This window comes from Lysobacter arenosi, assembly GCF_016613475.2.
Lineage (GTDB): Bacteria > Pseudomonadota > Gammaproteobacteria > Xanthomonadales > Xanthomonadaceae > Lysobacter_J > Lysobacter_J arenosi.
This window is the reverse complement of sequence record NZ_CP071517.1, coordinates 1,003,432-1,021,528: the sequence shown is the minus strand read 5'-3', so window position 1 is coordinate 1,021,528 and position 18,097 is coordinate 1,003,432. Positions and strand designations below refer to the sequence as shown.

Genomic DNA, 18,097 nt, shown 5'->3' with positions numbered 1-18,097 from the left:
CGGTGGAACTTCGTTGTTGAGCAAAGCGAATCAATGCCCGGATGCTTGCCGGGAAACATGCTGTTGCCGGCCTGGAGGCTTCTGCCGGCGGATCAGAGTCTTTACCATCCGGCCTAGCCTGGCGGATCCGTGTCTGCCCTGTCGGTGTTGCGATGACCAACGATCGAGAGACCTTCCAGTGGGTCCCGCCAGCAGCAACGTGGCCCGAGCTCCAGACCCAACTGCAGGCACTGCGGGAGGAAGTCCAGCGGATGGTGCAGGACACCCCAGGTGACCCCGGGCTCTATGAGCGGTTCGCAGGAATGGCAGGCGCCATTGTCGACCGCGCACCGCCAGACCTCGTGGAGTCGGTCCAGAGTGAGCTGGGCTCGATCCTGCGAGACCTGGGGCTTTCCGGTGACGCCGTGGATTAGCTGGCGGGCTGGGCCTCGGGGAAGGTCCACTTCCCGTTCAGGACGTCGGCACGCGGTCGATAGAGGCGGACAAGGTAGTTCCACCCCGAAGTGGTCGGCAGGCAGTTCGGCACCTGCCCGTCGCAGCCGCCGAACTGCACGTCGACCGAACCATCGTCGTTGCGCTTCGCCGTGACGTTGTTGATCGTGTAGGCATTCTGGGCGTTGGATTCGTAATAGCCCTTCGCGTCGTACACGCTGATCGACCAGAAGCCCTCCACCGGCACTTCGCCGACGTGCAGCTTGTAGACGGTTTTTCCATCGTTCTTCGCCGGCGTGACGTTGAGGTACAGCGCGTCCTTGTCGGGGTTTCCACCCCATGCCGCCGCCGCGTTCACCAGACGCCGCACCGGGTCCACCTCGGCCTTGGTGCCGAAGGACTTGCGGGTATCGGGCAAGCCGGCCGCCAGCGTCAGCAGTGCCTCACGCACCTGCTTCTGCGTGACCGGATCCCACTTCGGCGCCTCCCAGGCGCCCGGCCCCGCCTGCTCGACCTTGATCGCGTCCTGCAGGGCATGGGCCTGCTTCAAGTCGTCAGGACTATTGGGGTCGGCGAGTGTCCGCACCGCCGCCACGACGTAGCGCGTGCCGATCTTGTCCTTGCTCAAGGTATAGCTGCCAGCTTTGTAGATCACCTGCGGCGTGTACTGGTCTTCGTCGATCAGTTGCATCGACATGAACCGCTTGCCGGCATCGGGAAGCGTGATCGTCACCGGTCCTGCATCCAGGTCGAAAACCGCAGCGGAGTAAAGCGTGTCGCGGTTCATGCGGATGACAGTCTGCTTGTCGATCGGCGTCAGTTCGCGCCGATGGAAGAACTTGCCGGTTCCGCCGGCATCCCTGGCGACGCCGGCGATGTAGAGGTCGGATTCGGCGCGGACGAAGTTGTCGACGTTGACCGGAACCGTGCCCGGTTCGGACGCTTGCGGTTTCGGTGGTTCCGACTGCGCAGGCGCCGCTTGGGAGGCGGCGTCAGCCTCGGCCGCGGCGGCCTCCGGCGACGGCGCGGGAGCGGTCTGGCGCTGGCATGCGGTGGCCAGCACGAGCAGCACGGCGGCGGACAGGAGTCTCATGAGTTGGTTCCTTGGCGGAGTCAAAGCCTTCTGCGGCAACCGTCGTGAAATCTCCGTGAGCAGCCAGCAATGTGAACGCCTGCATGGCCGCGGCACCTTCACTGCTATCCGCATGTCTGCCGCACTCGTCTGGCGTCCACTCAGCGATCACCGCGCCCGATGGGGCGAGTCTGCAGACATCTCTCTTTCACGTGGACACAACCGTTGCCCGCACATATTCCACCACTTCAGTTGGATCACACGCCGCGGCAGGGACCTCGCGATCGTGCGTCAGGTGTGAAGGTCTCTTGCATGGGACGTGATCGAGGGTCGCGTCTTTGCTCCCCAATCTGATCGCTTCGCGAGACAGAGGAGACCGAGCTGGCAAGCAAGAAATCAGCGACCACTGCCAGGAAGGCAGCGAAGAAGGCTGCCGGCAAGACTTCCCGCATCGGCAAGGTCAAATTCGTACTGGCAGCCCCACCCTCCAGGGGAAAGCTGGGAGAGATCCTTCCGATTCCACGTCCGGTATATAAACCTGTCAGGGAGCCTGACCTCAAGAAGGTCGATCCGCCGCCGCCGTTTACGGTCAAGCCACCCAAGGGTGCACCAAACGTACTTATCGTCCTGCTGGACCAGTCGTGCTACGCCGACCCGACCGGCATGGGCGGGCCGATCAATACGCCGGCTTTCGACAGGTTGGCGAAGAACGGCCTGAAGTACGTGAACTTCCACGTCAATCCGCTGTGCTCACCCACGCGCGCCGCCCTCCTGACCGGGCGCACCCAGCACCAGTGCAGCATGGCCGGCGTGGCAGGAACGGCCAACGCGTATCCGTGCGATTCGAGCATACGCCCGCAGACGATCAGCTCCATCGGCAAGATCCTCCAGAGCTGGGGCTACTGCACTTCATACTTCGGCAAGTGCAACGAGACGCCTGAGTACATGGTCAATGTGAGCGGGCCATTCGACCTGTGGCCAACGCACACGGGCTTCGACAAGTTCTATGGATACATTGCCGGCGAGCAGTCCCTGTTCCATCCAAGCCTCGTCGACGGGACCACATTCATCGGGACGCCCAATGATCCCGACTACCACTTCAACACCGACCTGACCAACAAGGCGGTCGACTGGATCAGGGCCACTCGATCCCTGACGCCTGACCGCCCGTTCCTGATGTACTACGCCCAGAGTGCGAGCCACCCTCCACACACGCCACCGGTGAGCTGGCTGAAGAAGGATCTCTACAAGGGCAAGTTCGACCAGGGCTGGGACAAGATCCGCGAGGAGATACTTGAGCGGCAGATCAAGCTGGGCATCGTGCCCCCCGGGACGAAGCTCGCCGCAAACCCCGACTCCGTCCAGAAGTGGGACGATCTGTCGGCAGACGAGAAGAAGGTATACTCGCGGCAGATGGAGGTCTACGCGACACTGACCGAGCATGCCGACTACGAGGTTGGTCGCCTGATCGACGGCATCGAAGAGATGGGCGAGCTCGACAACACATTGATCTTCTACATCTTCGGCGACAACGGCGGCTCCATCATTGGCGACCTCAACGGTACGTTCGTCGAGTGGTCCGCGCTCAACAATGCGCCTGAGGACGTGCCGTACCTGCTTTCTCGCCTGGACGAGTATGGCGGCCCGAACTCCTATCCGAACTACGCCGTCGGCTGGGCCATGGCGGGCTCCACGCCCGCCACATGGGCGATCACGATGGCGCACGGTGGCGGCAACAACGCGGGCATGGCGGTGCACTGGCCTGCCGGCATCAAGACCAAAGGCGAGATCCGCCGGCAGTACGCCAGCGTGATCGACGTTGTGCCCACGATCCTCGAGGCCGTAGGCATTCCGGCCCCGAAGATCGTCAACGGGATCAAGCAGACCCCGATGGCCGGAATCAGCATGAAGTATTCGTTCAACAACGGCCGGGCAAAGGAGCGCCACACGACGCAGTACAACGAAGGCGCGGGCAATCGCAGCATCTACCACGAAGGCTGGATGGCGGCTGTCGTCCACAACGTCACGTGGGAGCCGACGTTGCGGGCCGAACGGTACGAGGACGACAAGTGGGAGCTGTACAACATGAAGGAAGACTTCGGGCTGGCCAACGATCTTGCCGGCGAGTACCCGAAGAAGGTCGAGCAGATGAAGAAGCTGTTCGACAAGGAGGCCATCAAGTACGGGGTCTACCCGATGGATGATCGCCGCTTCGAACGACTCAACGCCGAAGTTTCCGGACGTCCTGACATCATGGCAGGGCGCAAGGAACTGACGGTGTATCCGGGCATGCCCGGAATGACCGAGAACAGCTTCATCGACACGAAGAGCCGCTCATTGACCATTACGTGTGACCTGGAGATTCCGAAGGGTGGCGCCGAGGGTGTCGTCATTGCCCAGGCGGGCATGTTTGGGGGCTGGAGCCTGTATCTGAAGAACGGCAAGCCCAAGTACGCCTACAACTGGCTGGCCCGGGAGAAGTACGTGATCGAAGCTCCGGACAAGCTGCCTGAAGGAAAGGTCAAGCTGGTCTATGACTTCGACTACGACGGTGGCGGTCTCCACAAAGGCGGCACAGGCAAGTTGCTCGTGAACGGCAAGAAGGTCGCCGAGGGGCGCATCGACAAGACAATGGGTGCGCTCTACTCACTCGCAGCCGAAACAGCGGATATCGGCCTGGACAGCTACTCCCCGGTCACCGATGACTACGACCCCTGGGACAACTCATTCACCGGGACAATCAAGTCGGTGACGCTCAAGCATAAGGATTAGCGCGCTTTCAGCCCCTCCGCGTACCGCCACAGTTCATCCATCAGCCCGGCATAGACCTTGGCCTGCTGCTCGGACAACGAGGTATTGACGAACAGGATGACGGCCACGTCCCTGGAAAGGCTGGCCAGCATCTCGGTTCGCACGCCAGGGTCGGAGCCGCCATGGCCGATGCGGGTGACGTTGAACTTGGTTGACCAGAACAGTCCGGAGTTCTTCTCGGCGAGGACGACGTTGTCCGGCTTGTTGGTTTCGGTGTACTGGAACCGCAGCATCTCGGCGACTGACGCTGGCTTGAGGATGCGTGCGCCCTGGTACTCGCCGTCGTCCAGCAGCGCGATGAACAGCCGTGACAGGTCCGACACGGATGTACGCACGCCACCGTCGGGATAGGTGGTTACGCCATACAGCGGTATCGGAATGCTGAACTCGTCCTGCGCGACGTACAGCGTGGAGTGCACGCCGGCCGGAAGCTCGGACAGGAACCACGCGCTTCGCTCCATCTTCAGTGGCGCGAAGATGCGCTCGCGCGTGTAGTCGTTGAGCTTCTGGCCGACGGCGCGCTCGACGATGCAGCCAGCCAGGCCAGCGGCGATGTTGGAGTACTCACGGTGCTTGCCGGGCTTGAACGGCAGGAAGTTCTCCGGCGAGTAGTCCCTCCCTCCTGGCACCAGGTAGTTTCGGAGGAAGTCGCAGAGGTCTTCCGGTGCATCACCGCCCCAGTGATACAGCCCCTGGTAGACCGCCCAGCGATCGCTGATGCCCGAGGTATGCGTCGCCAGCTGGCGCAGGGTGATCGGCTCGCTGGGAAACGAAGGATTGGCGACCTTGAACGGCAGGTACGCATTGATGTCCTGGTCCAGCGACAGCTTGCCCTGCTCCACCGCCTGCATCATCGCCACACCGGTGACGGTCTTGCTGATCGATCCGATGTTCATCACCGTGTCGGGCGTGAAGCGCACCCCGCGTTGCCTGTCGGCGAAGCCGTAGCCCTTCGACCAGACCAGGTGCTTGTCGATGATGATGACCGCGCCCACGCCGACCAGTCCGGCCTGGGCCATCGCCTCCTCGATGTGGCGATCGATCGTGGTCTGGTCGCCGGGCACAGCTGCTGCCCGATCCGAGCCGGTAACCGACGCGGGCGCAAGGAGGAAGGCAAGCACGGTCACAGACACCCACCACTGGCTGACTCGCATGACGACCTCAGGCTCTCCGCAGGACGGCCAAGGATGGCGCGTCGTCCGGCCCCGCGGTTACCAGGATCCGACGAAACCGGTGATATCGCGACGAACTGTCGCCGTCGGTCGATGGAACCGGTCCACGGAGGCCGCGCATTGGGTCCCGACACACAGATATACAAATCGATCAGGGTCCGGACACACCCTGGATACGGCCAACCCGTCAAATGGGGACGACATCCCTGAAGAGTGTTCCGATGAACTTCCTACGAACCATCGCCGTCCTGCTCCCGCTGGCTTCGGCCGTCCCTGTTGCGTACGCACAGGCACGCCAGCCCGATCCTGTCGTGGCCACGCATGTGGGCCACCTGGCATCCAGCGACGACTTGCTTGCCGGTCCGCCGGCGCGGGAAGCCCTGCACCGCATCCCCTGGGCCGCTACCGCATCGACCGATTCCGATTTGGCACCAGAGGCCCCGCAGGCGGAGTTCGTATTCGCCGCAGAAGTACCGCTGCAAGCCGGCATGTTCGACTCGCCCACGGTCTGGGAGGACGAGCCCTAGCGTGACGTCACTCCTGCCATTCCAACCATGCACCAGGCACCAGCGGTTCGATTCGAACGGGTTTCTCGCGCGCCGCTTCACGCAGCCGGGCGATGGGATCGTCGACCTCGACGTACTCCGCGATACCTGACACGCCGTAATGAATGGGAACCAGCCGGCGCGCGCCCAGGATCTCCGCGGCCGCCACCGCCTGATCCGGCGTGAGCACCCCAGGCAGGCCGCTCACCGGCTTGCGCCAGCCGAACCGTGCACCATTGACCGGCAGGAAAGCAGCGTCGAATGGCCCGAACTGGCGGCCGATCCGCCACCAGTGGCCGTGCCATAGCGTGTCCCCGCCATGGAAGATCCGGCGGCCAGCGGCCGATATCACCCAGGACACCTGCGGGTCGCCGTAGCCATCGGATGCGGGCACGGCGGTGGCGGTGAAGTCGCCCAACAGTTGCGGCTCCCACAACGTACTCGGTCTCGCACGGGTCCCTGCGGGAACCGGCAAGGGATTCGTTCCCGCGGGATGCACGAGCGTCCCACCGTGCGCCAGCGCGTCCGCAGCGGCCTTTGCATCGAAGTGGTCCGGATGCGCATGCGTGATCAGGACGCTGGTGTCGCCTATGGCGTCGCCGACCGGGATCAGTCGATCCTTGAGCGCGGTTCCCCACGCGTCGGGATTGACCAGCGGGTCGATGAACAACGTCGCCTGCGGCAGCTGAAGGCGTATCCCCGCCCACGCCAGGCGCTGGATGCGCAGATCGTCTGGACGAGCCGCGGCCAGAACGCGCCTGCCCGGAAGCAGAGCCATGCCCACCAGGCCGGCACAGCCCGCGATGAACTGCCTGCGACGCATGCTCATGCGTGGCCCCGTCGAGAGACGAGGGCGGCATCGAACTCGAAGATCGACTGCGCGGCGATCACATCCAGATTGTGTCGATGCCACACACGCTCGAACTCGACCGGTTCGACCAGCGGCGCCAGGCAGGACTCGAGGGAAATCGAGGCGATGCGTTCCTCGGTCTCTTCCACCCTCCCTCGGGAGCGAATGCGGACGACCGCGTCGCGCAGGCGATCAAGGTAGTGGATGGCGTTGTCGAGGACGCCCGCGGGAAACCAGCCGATATGCCCACCCACCACCGTCCCCCTGCGCAACTGCCGGATCCGGTCGATCGCGGTGCGAATGGCCGCGGGGTCGGCCTTCGACAGATAGACGATGTTGCCGACGATGTTGTCGCCGGCACACACCAGGTCCGCGGTGGGCACGTCCACGCTGACATGGTCCATCGTCTTGCCGGGGTTGTGCACGAATCGCAACTCGTGCCGCCCCCATCGGATGGACAGGGTGCTGTCGAACACTACTTTTGGTACGCGGTAGAAGGCATCGATTCGCCGGTTCTGTGACAGGAACGCGTGGCGATGGTGGCGCTGGGCGATGGTCACTGCATCGGGGAACAGCGACATCCCGGCAAGGTGATCGCTCATGAAGTGCGTCGCGGCGACGGCGCGCACCGTCCTTCCCATGTCGTCACACAGGACGCGGCGCATCCATTGCGCGTCTTCCTCGCTGCCGAGCGAGTCGACCAGCAGCACATCGTCGCCATCGAGAAAGGCCGTGGCGACCGATTCGTGGTCGTCGCCGACGAACATCAGCACATCCGGTCGCAACACTTCGACTCTCATGATCGCTTCCGCCATTTCGATGGAAGTGATCATCGACAGCGCGACCGGTGCCGACAAACGAGTTGTTTTTGCAGATGGATTAGTAAAACTAACTTGATAGGATGCGGGCCTGCACCTATGCCCGAGGCGCCCGTGAAGTCCCGTCACCCTGCTCCGCTCAATGCTCTGCGGGCCTTCGAGGCAGCCGCGCGATCCCTCAGTTTCCAGTCAGCGGCGGCGCAGCTGTTCGTCACTCCTGCCGCCGTCAGCCATCAGGTGAAGCACCTTGAGGCCTACCTCGGCGTCAAGCTGTTCCATCGCCACCATCGCTCGGTAGAACTCACCGACGAGGGCAAGGCACTGGCGGCTTCACTGGGCGAGCTGTTCGGCCAGCTCGACCTCGCATTGGACCGGGCCATCGCCCCCGCCGCTGCCGATCTGCGCATCAGCACGATGGAATCCTTCGCCGCGAAGTGGCTCGCGCCGAGATTGCACAGGTTCCATCGCGACTGGCCCGATCTGAGGGTGCGCATCGACACCGGCGACGAGCACACCGATTTCACCCGCGACGGCATCGATGTCGCCATCCGCTACGGTCCCGGCGGTTATTCCGGTGCCGAGGCAGAGCGGCTCATGGATGCGTCGGTGTTTCCGGTGTGCGCGCCATCGCTCGCGGCAGATGCGCGCCAGCGGCTGACGCAGCCCGACGACCTGCGGCACTTCACGCTGCTGCATGACCAGAGCGCGGCCGCCCGCCCCGGCGTGCCCGACTGGTCCGCCTGGCTGCAGGCCACCGGTGCCACGCAGGTGGATGCGACACGTGGCCCGGTGTTCGCAAGCATCTACCTCGCCCAGGAGGCCGCGGCCGCCGGCCACGGAATCGCGCTGGGGATCGCCCCACTGGTCGAGGAGGACTTGCAGCGAGGACGCCTGATCAAGCCGTTCGAGCCTGCATTGGATAACGCGTACGGATTCTGGGTCGTCCGCCGGCGTGGAGGCGAGCGCAACGCGACGATCGATGCCTTCTGCCAGTGGCTGCGCGAGGAAGCTTCCTCCGGGTAAGGCCTCCTGGCGGGTTTGTATCGGAAGGTATCAACCGGTACGGCAGCCAAAGTTCCATGCAAAAAGCCGGGTCACCCGATATCTGCGGGATACCCCGGGGCCTCGAAATGGAGCCACACAACCCAGTGGCCCCCTACGAGGTACCAGCATGTCCACCGCACTTCCCGCGATCCCCGCGAGCACTCCCTTCTTCTCCCGCGTCGACGGCGTCGGCCAGTGGCTGGCGCCGCTGGGCCTGCGCCTGCTGCTGGCCTGGGAATTCTTCGAAGCCGGCCGCGAGAAGCTGCAAGGCAGCAACTGGTTCGCCGACCTCGGCGAGCGCTTCCCGCTGCCGTTCTCGCTGATCAGCCCCGACCTGAACTGGGCTATGGCGACCTGGTTGGAACTAGGCGCCAGCGTCGCCCTGCTGGTCGGGCTGGGTACGCGTTACGCCGCGGCTGCGCTGTTCGTGCTGACCGTCGTGGCGATCTACGCGGTGCACTGGCCGTCCGACTGGTCCTCGCTCGCCGAGCTGTGGAAGGGCTACGCAATCAGCGATGACGGCTTCGGCAACTACAAGCTGCCGCTCATCTACCTGGTGATGCTGCTGCCGCTGATGCTCGGCGGTGCCGGCCGCTTCAGCCTCGATCACGCGATCGCTGCACGCTTGACGCCGGTGCCTGGCACCACCGCTGACCGTTCGACCTGGGGCCTGGTGCTGTTCGCCATCGGAGCGACGGTTTCGATCCTGTTGCCCTGGGCAGGCGGTGCACTGGCCCTCGCCGGTGTCGCGCTGTTCGCCTGGTCGCGGTCGCAACGCCGCCTGGCAGCACCGCGCTACGCGCAGGCCTGACATCTCTCTCCTCTCCTTCGCGGGCAGCGCGAAAGCGGCCCGCACATCTCGCACGAGTTCGTGCAAACCAACTGGAGCAATACCCATGTCCCCCAATACACGCAACACCGCCGGCCTGCTCGGTCTCGCCCTCGCTGGCCTGGCACTGAGTGGTTCCGCATTCGCGATGCAGCCGCTTGCCCAGGGCTACATGCTCGGCGCCAGCCACGCCGCCGCCGAAGGCAAGTGCGGTGAAGGCAAGTGCGGCGCCAGCGAAGGCAAGACCACCAAGACCGCGGCCGCGTCGAAGACCGCCGAAGGGAAGTGCGGCGAAGGCCAGTGCGGCGATTCGCGCTTCAACAAGACCGACAGCAATGACGACGGTCTGGTCTCGAAGGCCGAGTACCTGAAGGTCGTGCCGACCGGCCAGGGCTGGTCCGACAAGGACGCCAACGCCGACGGCTTCATCTCCGAGCGCGAGGCGTACGACTACACCAAGGCCCGCTTCGAAGCCAACGGCAAGAAGATCCCGATCGGCCGCTTCGCCGCCTTCCCCGAGTAATTCCTGCCCGCCCTCGCTCCCGCGGCCACGGCGCCGCGGGAGTCACCGTGAGATCACCGTCATGCGCTCCCTCGTTACCCCGACTTCCGCCGGCCTGGGCCTGCGCCGCGGCCTGCTGCCGGAACTGCTGGCCATGCACGACCGCGCAGTGGACTTCCTCGAAGTAGCGCCGGACAACTGGATCGGTGTCGGCGGCAAGTTCGGCGAGCAGCTGGCCGAGCTTTCCGCACGCTTCCCGATCAGCGCGCACGGCCTGTCGTTGTCGCTGGGCGGGATCGAGCCGCTCGACATGGAACTGCTCAAGCGCACGCGCGAGTTCAACGACCGTCACGATGTGGTGCTCTACAGCGAGCACCTGAGTTACACCTCCGACGATGGGCACCTGTACGACCTCATGCCCATTCCGTTCACCGACGAAGCCATCGCCCACGTCGCCTCGCGCATCCGCCAGGTGCAGGACGTGCTGGGCCGGCGCATCGCGGTGGAGAATGTCTCCTACTACGCCGCGCCTTACCAGGCATTGGCGGAGATCGATTTCATCAATGCCGTCCTCACCGAGGCCGATACCGACCTGCTGCTGGACGTCAACAACCTCTACGTCAACTCGATCAACCACGGCTACGACCCGCAGGCCTTCCTGGCGCGGCTTCCGGCCGAGCGGATCGCCTCGTACCACATCGCCGGGCATTTCGACGAGGACATCGACCTGAAGGTCGACACCCACGGCGCACCGGTGAAGGCCGACGTCTGGGACCTGCTGGATGCGGCGTATCGCCGCTTCGGCGTGCGTCCGACGCTGCTGGAACGCGACTTCAATCTCCCGCCGCTCGGCGAGCTGCTGCTCGAGACGCAACGCATCCGCACGATGCAGCTGGCCCACGTCGACCGTCGCACGTTGCTGGAGCTGGCCCATGTCTGAGTCACTGCGCGAACAGCAGTACACCCTGGCACGTCACCTGCGCGATCCGGCCCGGCATGCGCCGCCGCCGGGAATCGAGGATCGTCGTCTGCGCGTGTACCGCGAATTGTTCTTCGGCGCGATCGAGAGCTTGCTGGCGAGCGGTTTCCCGGTGATCCGCGAAACGCTCGGGGCCACGCAGTGGCAGAAGCTCGTGCGGGCGTTCTATGCCGAGCACCGCAGCAGCACGCCGTTGTTCCCGAAGATCGCCGGTGAGTTCGTCTCCTACGTCGAGGCTCGCGCCGACGACCCCGGAATTGCGCCCTGGCTGTCCGATCTGGCGCACTACGAGTGGATCGAGCAGGCGCTGTACGTCAGCGATGCTGCATCTCCACCCTACCGCGCCGACGGTGATCTGCTCAGCGGCGTGCCGGTGCTCTCACCGCTGGCCATTCCGCTGGCGTACCGCTGGCCGGTCACGGACATCGGACCGGGGCACGACATCGACACGCCGCCGGAGCAGCCCACCACCCTGCTCGTCCATCGCGATGCCGACCATGGCGTGCACTTCAGCCGCATAGCGCCGCTGGTCTACCACCTGCTGGCCTCGCTGCAGGCCAACGCCTGGAGCGGACGGGAACACCTGACTGCGCTGGCAGCCGCAACTGGCGCGGATCCTGGCGAGATGGAGGCGCATGGCCTGGAGCTGCTTCAGCGCCTGCATGCGCAGGGCATCGTCCTGGGAACTGCATTGCCGTAAACGCGCTGCAACCGGTTTGTATCGAAACGTACCCCCCGCCAGGCAAGCAACGCCTTGTTACAGATCCGCGGGTACCGCGACACACGGCCGATACCTCGCCGCGCTGAAATGGACCCGTCAGCAGAAGAACGCGCCTTCACCGGCGACCCAACCCCACGCGGCCAGACCGCAACCCCACCGGAGTATCGCAATGTCCAGGATCAACACCCGTAACCCCGTCGGCATGCTCGGCGTCGCATTGGCAGGCATGGTCCTTGGCGGCTCCGCATTCGCCATGGAACCGCTGTCACAAGGCTACATGCTGGCCGCCAGCCACGCCGCTGCCGAAGGAAAGTGCGGCGAGGGCAAGTGTGGTGAAGGCAAGTGCGGTGAAGGCAAGTGTGGCGGCGCCCCGAAGGCCGACACCTCGGCGACGAAGAAGACCGCTGAAGGCAAGTGTGGCGAAGGCCAGTGTGGCGATGCCCGCTTCGCTTCCGCCGACACCAACAAGGACGGTCTGGTTTCCCGCGCGGAGTTCGTCGCCGTGGTCCCCAAGGGCGAGGCGATCTTCAAGTCGAAGGACCCGAACAACGACGGCTTCATCTCCGAGCTGGAGGCCTACAACAACGTCAAGGCCGCCTTTGACGCCAACGGCAAGCCTATGCCGCGCGGATTGTTCGCCGACATTCCGGAATAAGCCCGAGTTTCCCCCTGCGCCCCCTCACTTCCCTCCCCGCTTGGAGGGGGCGCCTTTTTTCTGAACCGGGCGGCGTGACAGCGAGCGAACGCCGCCACGCGTATTCATGACCGGACGACCCCGTTCCTGCCCGCATACCGAGGAGTTCGACATGAAGAAGATCCACATCGCCGCCGCATTGGCGGCGCTACTGACGAGTACTTCATTGATTGCCGGCGATGCCCAAACCGGTATCAAGCGCCACGAAGCCCTGCGCAATGACTTCGACGCCACTCGCGAAGTCGTCCAGGTCCGCGTCGATTTCGCCCCGGGTACCACCTTCGGCATGCACACGCATCCGGGCGTCGAGATTGCGTACGTGCTGGAAGGCACGCTGCAGTACTCGTTCGAGGACAAGCCTTCGGTGACACTGAAGGCCGGCCAGTCGTTGTACATCCCGGCCGGCCAGGCGCATGCCGCGCACAATCCGGGCCAGGTGCAGGGCGCGGAACTGGCGACCTACATCGTTGAGAAGGGCAAGCCGATCGTGGTGCTCCGCGCCAAGCCATGACGCCCTGACGGCATTCATGCGGTTCCGCCTTACGACGCTGCGGCGGCCTCGATCACGGCCAGGTCGAGCTTGTGCATCGGCAGGAACGCCTGGGTCACCCGATCGATCACGGCCTGGTCGCCCGAGGCCAGGATCTCGTCCATCAACACCGGCGTGATCTGCCACGACAGCCCATAGCGATCCTTGCACCAGCCGCACTGCTCCGCCTCGGGCACGCTGGACAGTTGCGCCCAGTAGCGGTCGATCTCGGCCTGGTCACGGCAGGTGACCACGAACGAGATCGCTTCGTTGAAACCGAAGCCGTGCGGATGCCCGCTGTCCATCGCTGCAAACCAGCTTTCACCGAGGCGGAAATCCGAGAACATGACGGTGCCCTCGCGATCCTGCGGCATGCCGGCGGGATATCTGGCCATCCGCCCTTCCCTGGAGTCGTCGAAGACCGAGCGGTAGAACGCGCCCGCCTCTTCGGCCTTGCCATACACCTGCCCGGTAAACATCAGCGACGGCACGATCGGCGGCCTGGGTTCTCCACCGGCATCGGTCAGGATCAGCTGCCACGACACGCCATAGCGATCCTGCACCCAGCCAAAGCGCTCGCTGAACGGATACGCATCCAGCGGCATCAACGCCTGGCCACCTTCGACCAGCGCCGCCCACAGCCGGTCCAGCTTCGAGCGCGCGTCCGGGTCGCGTGACGGATCGAAGTTGACGAAGAACGACACCGACGGATTGAACTTGAACAGCGGCCCGGCACTGATCGCAAGAAAGGGCTGGCCTTGCAGCGTGAACGACACCACGTCGCAATCGCCCGACGGCGTATTGCGCAGCACGGCCACGGAGTCGATCTTCGAATCCGGGAACACCGAGCAATAGAACCCGGCTGCTTCCTTGGCCTGCTTGTCGAACCACAGATGCGGCGTGATCGGTTTCACGAGGGACATACCTGACCTCCTTGGCGACGCTAGGGTCGGTCTTGCGCTTTACAGCCGGTCCGCGTCGATGACGGCCTGCGCGAATGCGCCCGGATCCTCCTGCGGCAGGTTGTGACCGATGCCACCGGTGATCAGGCGATGCTCGTACTTGCCGGTGAAACGCTTCGCGTACGACTCAGGCTTGGGATGCGGCGCTCCGTTGGCGTCGCCTTCCATCGTGATCGTCGGCACGGTGATCGCCGGGAACTGGGCGAGCCTGGCCTCCAATGCGTCGTACCTGGCTTCGCCCTGGGCCAGGCCGAGGCGCCACCGGTAGTTGTGGACGACGATGTCGACATGGTCCGCATTCTCGAACGCCGCAGCGCTGCGGTCGAAGGTCGCGTCATCGAATGCCCATTTCGGCGATGCCAGTTTCCAGATCAGCTTGGCGAAGTCGTGGCGGTACTTGTCGTAGCCCTGGCGTCCGCGCTCGGTGGCGAAGTAGAACTGGTACCACCACTGCAGCTCGGCTTCGGGCGGCAATGGCACCTGTCCGGTCTGCTGGCTGCCGATGAGGTAGCCACTGACGGCCACCAGCGCCTTCACCCGCTCCGGCCAGAGTGCCGCGACGATGTCGGCTGAGCGCGCGCCCCAGTCGAAACCGGCCACGACAGCCTTTCCGATTTCCAGCGCATCCATCAGCTGCACCACATCCTCGGCCAGGGCCGCGGGCTGTCCGTTGCGCAGCGTGTCGGCCGAGAGGAAGCGGGTCGTGCCGTATCCGCGCAGGTACGGCACGATCACCCGATAGCCCTTCTGCGCCAGCAGCGGCGCCACGTCGACATAGCTGTAGATGTCGTACGGCCAGCCGTGCAGCAGGATCACCGGCGGACCTTTCTTCGGGCCGGCCTCGGCGTAACCGATCTCCAGCAGTTTGGTACGCACCTGCTTGAGCGGACCGAACGAGGTGTGTTGCGCGCGTGTCGGCGCGGCCGCAGCCGGCCCCGCTTGACCGCCCTGCTCCGCATGCGCCGCCAGCAGCGGCGCCATGGCGGCGCCAAGGGCCGCCGTGCCCATCAGGCGACGGCGAAAAGAATCAACGGGGTTGGCTTCGGGCTTGTCCATCTGTGATCTCCGTGTATTGCCGGGGGCTCAATCAATACGCTCGATGCCGTCGTCGAGATGCACCCAAGGGTGCTGCCGTACCGCGTACACCGACACCTGCGGCGGCGGAAATCCCGGATCCGCGAAGGCGCCCACGGGAATGGCGATCACGTCGGGAATCGCGTCCATCAGATAGAAGACGGTGGCGCCGCATTGCGGGCAGAAGTGAAACCGGGCCGAAGTTCCTTCGTCGCCAACCAGCACGAACTCCGTGCTTTCGCCGGTGATGGCGACCGCGTCGGCCGGGAACCTGGCCTGGGCGGCGAAGACGCTGCCGGAGCGCCTCTGGCAATTCAGGCAATGGCAAACGGACACGCGCAGCGGTTCGCCTCGCGTGCTGACGCTGAGCTTCCCGCAACTGCATGATGCAAACCGGTCGGTCATGACGTCCTGCCACCTGGCGCATGGAGGAACTGCGTCAGGAAACATAACAGACCGCCGTTCGGTCCCGCGCGATGGCTCGGCGGGACCTTGGGGGCTTCAGGGAGCCTTTGCGCCCGGATTCGAAGGCAACGGCGTCAGCAACGGCTTGTCGCCGTCGTTGAGGATCCATACCAGCAGCTTGGCCGGCTTGGTGTTGCTGGCATTTCGCGATACCAGGTGGTCGATGCGCGGCGTCTCGTACCAGGACTGGCCCGCGCTGTAGGTCACCGGTGCCTCGCCTTCCAGCTGCGAGATCACGGTACCTTCCAGCACGTAGGCGATCGCCGAACCGGTATGCACATGCGGAATCGACTTCTGTCCGGGTGCGTAATCCACGGTGAAGAACAGCGCCTTCTTGCCCGGTGCGTCGGACAACGCGTGCTCCTGGAGCATGGTGATTTTTTCCTGTCCATCGCCGGCCGGGCCATGCGCCGATGCGGACGTTGCGAGGCCGCCAAGGGCCGCCAACAGGACGAGTGTCGGGATACGGATGTTCATGTCGTTGTTGCCTGTGTTGTTTGGGTCAGGTGGCGGAGACGGAGCGGAACCCGACCGCGAGGCGGTTCCAACCGTTGATGGCGTTGATGGCGACGGTCAGGTTGACGCGCTCGCGCTCGTCGAACTGGCTGCCGAGCCACTCGTAATCGGCGTCCGGCGCGCGCGTCTGCGACAGCAGGGTCAACGATTCGGTCCACGCTAGCGCGGCGCGCTCGCGGTCGCTGAAGAACGGAGACTCGCGCCATACCGCGACGGCATGGAGACGACGCTCGCTTTCGCCGCGCTTGCGCGCGTCACTGCTGTGCAGGTCGACGCAGTAGGCGCAGCCATTGAGCTGCGACGAGCGCAGCTTCACCAGTTCGAGCAGCGCCGGCTCCAGGCCGAGCTTGTTGACGGCGGCCTCAAGGGCGAGCATCGCCTTGGCGGCATCCGGTGAGGCTTTGTAGAAGTCGAGACGGGGTTGCATCGGGGAGGTCCTGTTGAGTGGGTGACGACATCCTATGGGTCGCCAGCAGCACGCAAGGGCACCAATTCCGGACTTCTTCGGGGACCACTTCGAGAACTGCCTGGCGTCACGGGTTGACCGGGAACGAACACAGGCTCGGGTACATTTATGGTTCCGCCGCCTTCCCTTTTGCCAACCCGCGGGCCCCATGGAATTGCACGTAGTGATCGAAGGCACGCGCGGCCTGGCTGACCAGATCCACGGCCAACTGCGCGATGCCATACGCTCCGGCCGCCTCGCTGCCGGGCAGCAGTTGCCTCCTTCCCGCCTGCTCGCGGACCAACTGGGGGTTTCGCGCAAGACTGTCGCGCAGGCCTATTCGAAATTGACGCTCGACCGCCTGATCGTCAGCCAGGTCGGTGCCGGCACCTTCGTGGCATCGCGCTTGCCACAGCGCTCGCGTCCACTCGCCCAGGAAGACCTGGCGGGAAGCGCGGTCGCCCGGCATTGGCAAGGCGTGGAGACCCCGCTTCGACATCCGGTGCCAGAGGCGCGCCTGCGCTACGAGTTCATTGCCGGCGCGGTGTCCAGGCGCCTGTTTCCGGAAGCCGAGTGGCGCCAATGCGCGCTGCATGGCCTGCGCCGCAGTGCGGCGCTGCGCGGCTTCTACGCGGAACCGGAAGGCCTGATCGAGCTGCGCGAGGCCGTCAGCCGACATGCCGGCTTCAGCCGCGGCGTGGACTGCCGCGCCGACGATCTGGTGATCACCAGCGGCGCGCAGCAGGCCCTGGACCTGGTCGCACGCGTGCTGATCGTGCCGGGGGCCATCGTCGCCATGGAGGAGCCCGGATACCCGCTGGCACGGATGCTGCTGGAGGCGCAGCAGGCGCAGGTGGTGCCGGTGCCGGTCGATTCGGAGGGACTGTGCGTTGACCAGATCCCCGATGGCACGCGCCTGATCTACACCACGCCGACCCATCAGTTTCCGCTTGGCATGCCGATGAGCGCAGCACGGCGCCAGGCACTGCTCGCGCGCGCCCGTGAACTGGGCGCGATCGTTGTGGAAGACGACTACGACAGCGAGTTCCGCTACGAAGGAAGCGCGCTGGAGCCGCTGCAAACGCTGGACCAGTGGGGCCTGGTGGCCTACATCGGCACGTTCTCCAAGTCACTGTCGCCCGAGCTTCGCCTCGGTTACGCCATCGCCCCGCCGGCACTGCGCACGGCACTGGTGAACGCAAAACACCTTTGCGACTGGCATACACCGACGATGCTGCAGTGGGCGCTGGCACGATTCATGGCCGACGGACATCTGCTCAAGCACATCCGTCGCTGCCACGATGTCTTCAGTGAGCGCCGCGAGCGGCTGCTCGCGCGTCTTGCCGGCGACCTGTCGCCCTGGCTGGAGCCGTTGCCGGCGATTGCCGGCTATCACATGGCCGTGATGTTGCGGCAGCCACTGGACGCGCTCGAGGTATGCCAGTTGTCGCGGCGTGCGGAAGTCGGGCTTTATCCGCTCGACGACTGTTACCGCAACGCTGATCACGTACCGGGACTGCTGGTCGGCTTCGGCGCCATCGAGGTCGAGGACATCGACCCGGCACTCGATCGCGTCCGTACCGTGCTCGAGCAATTGACCGCTTGATCGAGATCGCACGCTGACTGGGGCTTTCGCG

At 64.8% G+C, this 18,097-nt stretch carries 21 protein-coding genes; 12 read left to right on the top strand and 9 right to left on the bottom strand.

Annotation, left to right across the window (positions count from 1 at the left end):
• The first annotated feature begins 152 nt into the window (after positions 1-152).
• Complete coding sequence (locus HIV01_RS04840) at positions 153-413, top strand: hypothetical protein (protein ID WP_200605213.1); 261 nt, start codon at positions 153-155, stop codon at positions 411-413.
• Here HIV01_RS04840 and HIV01_RS04835 read toward each other — a convergent pair.
• Positions 410-1,525 (bottom strand): DUF1254 domain-containing protein, encoded by a 1,116-nt coding sequence (locus HIV01_RS04835; protein WP_200605212.1) that lies wholly within the window; start codon positions 1,523-1,525, stop codon positions 410-412. The genes HIV01_RS04840 and HIV01_RS04835 overlap by 4 nt on opposite strands.
• Here HIV01_RS04835 and HIV01_RS04830 point away from each other — a divergent pair.
• The gene (locus tag HIV01_RS04830) at positions 1,524-1,805 is read left to right on the top strand and encodes a hypothetical protein (protein ID WP_200605211.1); all 282 of its coding nucleotides are present in this window, start codon (positions 1,524-1,526) and stop codon (positions 1,803-1,805) included. The two genes, HIV01_RS04835 and HIV01_RS04830, sit on opposite strands and share 2 nt — an antisense overlap.
• An 80-nt stretch (positions 1,806-1,885) precedes the next feature.
• The gene (locus HIV01_RS04825; protein ID WP_200606359.1) at positions 1,886-4,276 is read left to right on the top strand and encodes an arylsulfatase; all 2,391 of its coding nucleotides are present in this window, start codon (positions 1,886-1,888) and stop codon (positions 4,274-4,276) included.
• Here the strand turns inward: HIV01_RS04825 and HIV01_RS04820 are convergent.
• Positions 4,273-5,469: a serine hydrolase domain-containing protein gene (locus tag HIV01_RS04820; RefSeq protein WP_200605210.1), complete on the bottom strand. Its 1,197-nt coding sequence runs from the start codon at positions 5,467-5,469 to the stop codon at positions 4,273-4,275. The two genes, HIV01_RS04825 and HIV01_RS04820, sit on opposite strands and share 4 nt — an antisense overlap.
• Positions 5,470-5,708: 239 nt before the next feature.
• Between HIV01_RS04820 and HIV01_RS04815 the strand changes: the two genes are divergently transcribed.
• Entirely contained in the window at positions 5,709-6,014 is a 306-nt protein-coding gene (locus HIV01_RS04815) for a hypothetical protein (protein ID WP_200605209.1), read from the top strand.
• A 7-nt stretch (positions 6,015-6,021) separates the two neighbouring features.
• Here HIV01_RS04815 and HIV01_RS04810 read toward each other — a convergent pair whose 3' ends face one another.
• Positions 6,022-6,810: an MBL fold metallo-hydrolase gene (locus HIV01_RS04810; protein ID WP_280633599.1), complete on the bottom strand. Its 789-nt coding sequence runs from the start codon at positions 6,808-6,810 to the stop codon at positions 6,022-6,024.
• A 47-nt stretch (positions 6,811-6,857) separates the two neighbouring features.
• Positions 6,858-7,739 (bottom strand): MBL fold metallo-hydrolase, encoded by an 882-nt coding sequence (locus HIV01_RS04805; RefSeq protein WP_200605207.1) that lies wholly within the window; start codon positions 7,737-7,739, stop codon positions 6,858-6,860.
• Positions 7,740-7,799: 60 nt separating this feature from the next.
• Here HIV01_RS04805 and gcvA point away from each other — a divergent pair, with 60 nt between their 5' ends.
• The 7 genes from gcvA to HIV01_RS04770 all read left to right on the top strand — a co-directional run bounded on the left by gcvA (position 7,800) and on the right by HIV01_RS04770 (position 12,980).
• Entirely contained in the window at positions 7,800-8,723 is a 924-nt protein-coding gene (gene gcvA, locus HIV01_RS04800) for a transcriptional regulator GcvA (protein ID WP_200605206.1), read from the top strand.
• Between the two features lie 148 nt (positions 8,724-8,871).
• Complete coding sequence (locus HIV01_RS04795) at positions 8,872-9,555, top strand: HvfX family Cu-binding RiPP maturation protein (RefSeq protein ID WP_200605205.1); 684 nt, start codon at positions 8,872-8,874, stop codon at positions 9,553-9,555.
• Between the two features lie 85 nt (positions 9,556-9,640).
• A complete protein-coding gene (locus HIV01_RS04790) occupies positions 9,641-10,096 on the top strand; it encodes an HvfA family oxazolone/thioamide-modified RiPP metallophore (RefSeq protein ID WP_200605204.1) in 456 nt (151 codons plus the stop codon).
• 61 nt (positions 10,097-10,157) lie between these two features.
• Positions 10,158-11,015 (top strand): HvfB family MNIO-type RiPP peptide maturase, encoded by an 858-nt coding sequence (locus HIV01_RS04785; protein WP_200605203.1) that lies wholly within the window; start codon positions 10,158-10,160, stop codon positions 11,013-11,015.
• Entirely contained in the window at positions 11,008-11,754 is a 747-nt protein-coding gene (locus tag HIV01_RS04780; protein WP_200605202.1) for an HvfC family RiPP maturation protein, read from the top strand. Before HIV01_RS04785 ends, HIV01_RS04780 begins: the two co-directional genes overlap by 8 nt.
• 190 nt (positions 11,755-11,944) lie before the next feature.
• The gene (locus tag HIV01_RS04775; protein ID WP_200605201.1) at positions 11,945-12,430 is read left to right on the top strand and encodes an HvfA family oxazolone/thioamide-modified RiPP metallophore; all 486 of its coding nucleotides are present in this window, start codon (positions 11,945-11,947) and stop codon (positions 12,428-12,430) included.
• 151 nt (positions 12,431-12,581) lie between these two features.
• Entirely contained in the window at positions 12,582-12,980 is a 399-nt protein-coding gene (locus HIV01_RS04770) for a cupin domain-containing protein (RefSeq protein ID WP_200605200.1), read from the top strand.
• Positions 12,981-13,009: 29 nt separating this feature from the next.
• On the opposite strand, the gene HIV01_RS04765 is transcribed toward HIV01_RS04770, so the two are convergent.
• From HIV01_RS04765 to HIV01_RS04745, 5 genes are all read right to left on the bottom strand, one after another.
• Positions 13,010-13,921: a VOC family protein gene (locus HIV01_RS04765; protein WP_200605199.1), complete on the bottom strand. Its 912-nt coding sequence runs from the start codon at positions 13,919-13,921 to the stop codon at positions 13,010-13,012.
• A 39-nt stretch (positions 13,922-13,960) separates the two neighbouring features.
• A complete protein-coding gene (locus tag HIV01_RS04760; protein ID WP_200605198.1) occupies positions 13,961-15,016 on the bottom strand; it encodes an alpha/beta fold hydrolase in 1,056 nt (351 codons plus the stop codon).
• 27 nt (positions 15,017-15,043) lie between these two features.
• Positions 15,044-15,439 carry a GFA family protein gene (locus tag HIV01_RS04755; RefSeq protein WP_200605197.1) on the bottom strand — a complete coding sequence of 132 codons (396 nt, stop codon included), beginning with the start codon at positions 15,437-15,439 and terminating at the stop codon, positions 15,044-15,046.
• Positions 15,440-15,535: 96 nt separating this feature from the next.
• Positions 15,536-15,976: a cupin domain-containing protein gene (locus HIV01_RS04750; protein WP_200605196.1), complete on the bottom strand. Its 441-nt coding sequence runs from the start codon at positions 15,974-15,976 to the stop codon at positions 15,536-15,538.
• A 25-nt stretch (positions 15,977-16,001) separates the two neighbouring features.
• The gene (locus HIV01_RS04745; protein ID WP_200605195.1) at positions 16,002-16,442 is read right to left on the bottom strand and encodes a carboxymuconolactone decarboxylase family protein; all 441 of its coding nucleotides are present in this window, start codon (positions 16,440-16,442) and stop codon (positions 16,002-16,004) included.
• 187 nt (positions 16,443-16,629) lie between these two features.
• Between HIV01_RS04745 and pdxR the strand changes: the two genes are divergently transcribed.
• Positions 16,630-18,066 carry a MocR-like pyridoxine biosynthesis transcription factor PdxR gene (gene pdxR, locus HIV01_RS04740; protein WP_207527093.1) on the top strand — a complete coding sequence of 479 codons (1,437 nt, stop codon included), beginning with the start codon at positions 16,630-16,632 and terminating at the stop codon, positions 18,064-18,066.
• The last annotated feature ends 31 nt before the right edge of the window (positions 18,067-18,097 follow it).